The following is a 6,167-nucleotide window of genomic DNA, read 5'->3' as shown; positions in this document are numbered from 1 at the left end:
CGGGATGGAGCAGTCTGGTAGCTCGTCGGGCTCATAACCCGAAGGTCGTTGGTTCAAATCCAGCTCCCGCAACCAATTTGGTAAAAGTGAATAAGAAAAAGCTTATCGGGCTCAACTCTTATAAACTCGGCGAAGGTCGTTGGTTCAAAGCCAGCTCCCGCAACCAATTCTTAATAGATAAAATGTTTCAAAAAAACCAGTCGCGGGATGGAGCAGTCTGGTAGCTCGTCGGGCTCATAACCCGAAGGTCGTTGGTTCAAATCCAGCTCCCGCAACCAATTTGGTAAAAGTGAATAAGAAAAAGCTCATCGGGCTCAACTATTATAAACTCGGCGAAGGTCGTTGGTTCAAATCCAGCTCCCGCAACCAATCTGGTAACAGTCAACTACATCCAACCTCCCCCAGCTTAACTCTTATAAAGTTTTAACCGTATATATTCACAGCTTTTTTGCATTAACGTACCATTTCGCTTATCTAGGGTTCAGGTTAGTAAGGGATAATTTAAAGGCGCGAGCTAAATGCCTTAGAGTACTGCAGATAAATTTAATGGCTGATAAGAGGATTAGTTGCAAAAATAGCGTAACTAGTATGAATATCGTATAGCAACTGACTTACTTATTATTTATAAGGTGAGTCCCATCTAAATTTTTGGCTGTTTTATAAAAACGCTCTACCGGACAACAAACCTGATTCCGGCCAGCTTTCTTTGCTTGATACAAGTAACCATCAGCCTCTTCTACAGTGTGGTTGCTACCCTCATCATTTTCGAGAAAGGTAGAGGCCCCGATACTTACAGTTACAAACTTATGTGGCGAGCAAACATGCTCGATTTGTTTATCATAAACACTTTTTCGTATCCGTTCGGCTACTTTTAGTGCACCAAAAATGTTGGTATCAGGTAATACAACAACAAATTCTTCACCGCCGTAACGGCAAACAAAATCAAGAGGTCTGACTAAAGCGGAACGGATTAACTCGGCGACAGTCTTAAGCGCTTCATCTCCTCGTACATGGCTATAATGATCATTAAAGAGCTTAAAAAAATCGATATCTATCATTAGTATGGCGGTATCATTATGCTGGCGTTTTGACTCACACGTTTGCTTATCCAGGTGGATATCTAGGTAACGACGATTAAATACCCCTGTTAAACCATCTATAAAAACCAATTTTTCTAACATGTCAGTTTGAAATTTCAAAGTTAGGTGGGATTTAACTCGATTTTTTAACGTCAATGGACTAATTGGCTTAGTAATAAAGTCAATTCCGCCACATTGCCAACAAACATCCTCTTCATCTTGTTGATTAATAGAGACAACAAATATAATAGGAATATTTCCCAGCTCTACTATCTCTTTAAAACGACTACACAGTTCTTTGCCTGTCATATCGGGTAAAAATACATCCAATAAAATTAGATCGGGCAAGTTATCCTTAAATACCTCTATTGCCTCTTCGCCAGAAGTCGCCCCAAGGACAACATAATCCTTGGACAAGACATTATAAATCATCTGGATATTTATTGGCTGGTCATCCACCACCAAGATCTTAGATTGGCTAAGATCAAGCTCAGCATTATCATTCAATTGGCTAAGAGGCATTATTTTCTTCAACCTGAATCTGTTGCTCAAATTGTTTGAGGGTTTCTTTCGCTTCTTTGAATTTTAGTACATTTAGTGCATCAATCAACTCACCAGCCCGATCAGGTGACATTGATTTGAGTTGTAATGATATTTCTTGAAAAGTATCAATGGCATGCATATTAAAACTGCTAACCTCTTCAACTAAGCGTTTAAAAATAGGTAAAAAGTCCTCTTCTGAGGCAACTGGAGTGCTTTCATCTTCCTCAAATAATGATAATTTTTCACTTAGCTCTGTAACTTGTACAAGGGTTCGCTTCATTAATTCAACGACTTCAAACTCAGTATGAGAGACGTCATTTAAATCTGGTTTTTCTTTTAGTTCTTGTTCAGCCAGTTTGGCTAACGTAGCCAACGGCTTAAATCCTAGTGAACTGGCGCTGCTCTTAAGGGTATGAAACATTAATGTGAGCTGCTCTAACGTTTTGTCTTGACAAGACATTTGCTTTAAATATGACTGTAAGTCTTTATAGAATAAGCCCAATGAGCGTAAATATACGTTACTTAAATAGTTAAAGCCCTCTAAAGCATCGTTTATACAGATATTCTCTTTACGGCAATATTCTATAATCTCATCACTCAATTCAATTCGTTCGTCCGTATGGCTTGCTGTTAGCTTTTTTACTCTTTTTCTATTATCTGTTACCGTTAAAATCTGATGCACGAGGTCGACTAAACTAAATGGCTTACCAATGTGGCCATTCATTCCTACGGCCAAACATTTAGCCTTATCTGCAGGCGTCACATTCGCTGTCATAGCAATAATAGGTAGCATTTTAAACTTATCTATCGCTTTTATGCGTCGAGTTGTTTCATAACCATCTATACCTGGCATTTGAATATCCATTAACACCACATCAAAGGGCAACAAGCTATTTGTAAGCTCTTCTAGTGCTTGTTTACCACCTATGGCAACAGTGGTATTGGCACCTTGGCTCTCCAATAAACCAGTGACTATCTCTTGATTGGTTGGATTATCTTCAACAACCAGCACACGTTGATCCAGCAAGGCATTATCTTTCGATTTCAGTCCATTGCTGAGTGCCGTATGTTGTGCGGCCGTTGCGGCATCCAAAAATGCATCCATCATTTGAGTTCGTGTGACCGGTTTGGTCAAAAAACCATTGAGCAGGTGAAGATAGTGATCATATTCTTCTACCAGGATTTGCTGGCTGTGTGCAGTCACCATAATCAGTAAAGGAACTTGCTTATTAGGCTCTCTTTGTTTAATTGTTTTTGCCAACTCCCATCCATCCATGGCTGGCATTTTCCAATCAATTAATGCCAAATCAAATTGTTTTTGCCCATCAAAAGCATTTTCTAGTAAGTTTAACGCCTCATAAGCCGATGTAGTTGTTGTACTTTTCCAACCTAATTGCTCTATCATATTTTCTAAGATAGTGAGACTGGTTACATTATCATCAACGATCAATACGTTAATGGGCCGTTCCAAACGCTTTTCTATCTGCTGACATTCAAGGGCGTCGGCCGGCTTTAACAACAAATCAAAACGAAACTCAGAGCCCGACCCCACCTGGCTTTCAACTTCTATATTACCCTGCATCAACTTAACGTACTGGCTTGAGATGGTGAGCCCAATACCCAGCCCACCATAAATGCGTGTATTGGAATTATCCGCTTGGGTAAAAACATTAAAAATTTGTGTTAATTGCTCAGGTTTAATCCCAATACCAGTATCTTTTATCGACACCTTCAATTTAACGTCGTTACTATCTTCAAGCATTTCACGGCTTATGCTGAGTACTATTTCCCCCTCATAGGTAAATTTGACTGCATTTCCAGCAATATTAATCAAAATTCGCATTAACTTATTACGATCGCCGTAAAGAAAATAAGGAACATCAGCAGCAACATAAAAATGAACTTCAACGGGTTTAGACCCTACCATCACACTCAGCTGAGCACCAATTTCACTCAACACATCATCAAGCTCAAAGTCTTCTTCGTCCAATTCTATGCCGTTTTTTTCTAAATTTGTCACATCCAGAATATCCTCGACTATTTGGGTCAGCACCGATACCGATAACTGACCATCAACGACATACTTTCTTTGAATTTCATCTAATTGCGACTGCTCGAGTAATTGAAAATAGCCATTGACTGCGTTTAAAGGAGTGCGTAATTCATGGCTCATGTTGGCAATAAATTCTGTCTTAATCCTGTTGGCTAAGTCCGCTTTTTCAAGGGCTGATTCAATCAATTTTTGTTTTTCAAGGCGCTCTGATATATCTTTCGCGGCAAGGTAGATACAAGGCTCTTGGTTCGTGTCGATGACGCAGCCTGATATCAGCACGGGCACTAAAACATTATCTATCGTCCGGTAACTTGCTTCAAAAGTGAGCCTATGCTCTGTCATAATACGACTATAAATGACATCCCATGGTTCTGACTCTTCGCAGACAATAAAATCCTTAATATTAAAATGCTTCAATGATCTGCCTTTCACGCTCAGAACAACATTGGCATATGGATTACAATTAATAACATTGCCATCCAGGTTAAGCCAAAGTAGCACGTCATGAGAGTTTTCAACCGCGGTATCAGCCAAGGTCAAATGTCGTTGAATTAAATTTGGTTCATTTGTAAAAACAAACCCTTCTAATTCTCCTCTGACAAGTATTGGCGTAACGATCCATTGCAACGGTAAATGTTCACCTGACTTTAGTTTGCAGTAACAATCTATCTTTATCTGGTTTGGAAAAGATGATTGCTGCTCTATCCAGAGCAAAAAATTATCCGCTAATTGTTCACTCTTTCCTTCCAAACTAAGGCTTTCGACATCGAGCAATGTGAGTATATTTTGGCTATTTGTTATTTCATCAGCACCGTAACCATATAATGATGAGGCCGCGTTGTTAAAAAAATGAATATTTCCTGCTTTATCACAAGCAATCACGGCCGCCTGCATGCTATCAATAATGTCACTTTCAAACATAAGTTGCCGTTTAAACTTCGATGTTACCGTTGCTATTTTATTTTCTAGTAACTGATTTGTTTCAACTAACTCTTGTTGCAATCCTTTTAATTCGGTTACATCATGGATACTAACCGTCGCACCAATAAAGTCATCTTGTTCAATAATAGGCGCAATGCTAATGGATAAGAGACGCTCTTCAGAAAAATATTCTGAGTTGTATTTTATTTCAATTTGCCTTACTGCCTCGCCATTTGCGACTTGCTTAAACAGGTTAATCAACTGCATAGAGGAGAGACAAGTTGAAAGCCAGTGTGCAAGGGGTTTTTTCAACGCATTTTCTTTCGTATAGCCAAATAATTTGCCCGCCGTATTGTTCCAATGAGCAATGGCAAAATGTTTGTTCAACCCCACGATGCCATCTGTCGAATTATTCACAACGGTTGCCAACTCAGCTTTTTGTCTAATTTCAAATAAACGCTGAAAAATGTAGTTCACCAAAAAGAAAGCCAATAGAGCCAGCAGCATTGTAACCGCCATGCTTCGCCAAAATACAATAGTAGGGTCTTCGAGACCCAAACTTTCGATAAATAAAGGGCTAGGCAGTAAACTGATAGACCACTGTCGACCAAAAACACTTACTGTTTGTGAAGACATACCCGCATTCACGGTGGGGCTGTTGTCAGCTGCTGAACTGTAAAAATGAATTGCTTGCTGCGTAGTTGTATCAGAGATATCAATAGTAACGCCATCATCTAGTTTGACTGAATCAAGAACTTTACCTATCAGTAAGGGTGAGTATACCCAGCCAAATAATTCTTCAAACGGCTGTTTTACAGGGCCTTTAAAGATAGGGTAAAGAAGTAAAAAGCCATGCTTTGCCTGTTGATGAGCCTGAACTAAGGTGATTGGGGCGGTCAGTTGTGCGGATCTTGATGCCGCTGCTTTAAGTGCTGCTTGTCGCCGGTGACTCTCTGAGCCAATATCTAAGCCAACGGCATTAGCGTTATTTATTTCAGGTTCAATATATTGAATGATAAACAACGGATTGGCTGGTTCATCTAACTGTTTTAGCGTGAAAGGCCGTTGCCGATCCTGTTCAACCGATGCTAAAAAAGTCGCTAAGTTTTTTTGCGTCACTTTTTTGATTACACCAAAGCCCATACTGCCGGGAAACGCTGCTTCATATTGTCGACTAAGCGAATAACGAAGTTGACTTTGATAATTAAATTTCTCTATACCTGTAGCCTCTATCGCTGCAAGTAATCCGCGTAACCCCTCGTAGTATTGGTTTATCGCACTAACAACATCAATACTGATTTGGCCGAGAGTTGCATCAACCGCTAACTCAATAGCATGCTCATTTGTTACCTTGGCCTTATTTTCTGCAATAATAGCAAATATTGTTCCAGTTAAAAAAATGGCAGCTGGTGCAAAATAACGCCAAGTCAATTTGTTCTTCATTTATACCTGCTGCCCCTGTTGGCTGTGATTAAGCGAGTCTAAAAACTTTGAACGGTCGGGACTAAAGACACTGAAAACTAATTATTTTTGCAAATGCTATTCATTTACAAATTTAGTGTTCTATTATA

2 protein-coding genes and 1 tRNA gene are annotated in these 6,167 nt (G+C 39.5%); 1 reads left to right on the top strand and 2 read right to left on the bottom strand.

Going from position 1 to position 6,167, the window contains the following annotated elements; genetic code table 11:
- The first annotated feature begins 201 nt into the window (after positions 1-201).
- Positions 202-278: transfer RNA gene (locus tag Q4519_RS07675), tRNA-Met, on the top strand.
- A gap of 333 nt (positions 279-611) precedes the next feature.
- On the opposite strand, the gene Q4519_RS07670 is transcribed toward Q4519_RS07675, so the two are convergent.
- Together Q4519_RS07670 and Q4519_RS07665 are read right to left on the bottom strand one after the other, a co-directional pair.
- Positions 612-1,601, bottom strand: coding sequence for a diguanylate cyclase (locus Q4519_RS07670; protein ID WP_303511341.1), 990 nt, complete (start codon positions 1,599-1,601; stop codon positions 612-614).
- Complete coding sequence (locus Q4519_RS07665; RefSeq protein WP_303511339.1) at positions 1,591-6,039, bottom strand: response regulator; 4,449 nt, start codon at positions 6,037-6,039, stop codon at positions 1,591-1,593. Before Q4519_RS07665 ends, Q4519_RS07670 begins: the two co-directional genes overlap by 11 nt.
- Positions 6,040-6,167: the final 128 nt, after the last annotated feature.

The sequence above is a fragment of the Motilimonas sp. 1_MG-2023 genome (assembly GCF_030547455.1).
GTDB lineage: Bacteria > Pseudomonadota > Gammaproteobacteria > Enterobacterales > CBDFNC01 > Motilimonas.
This window is presented reverse-complemented; position numbering and strand designations above follow the sequence as displayed.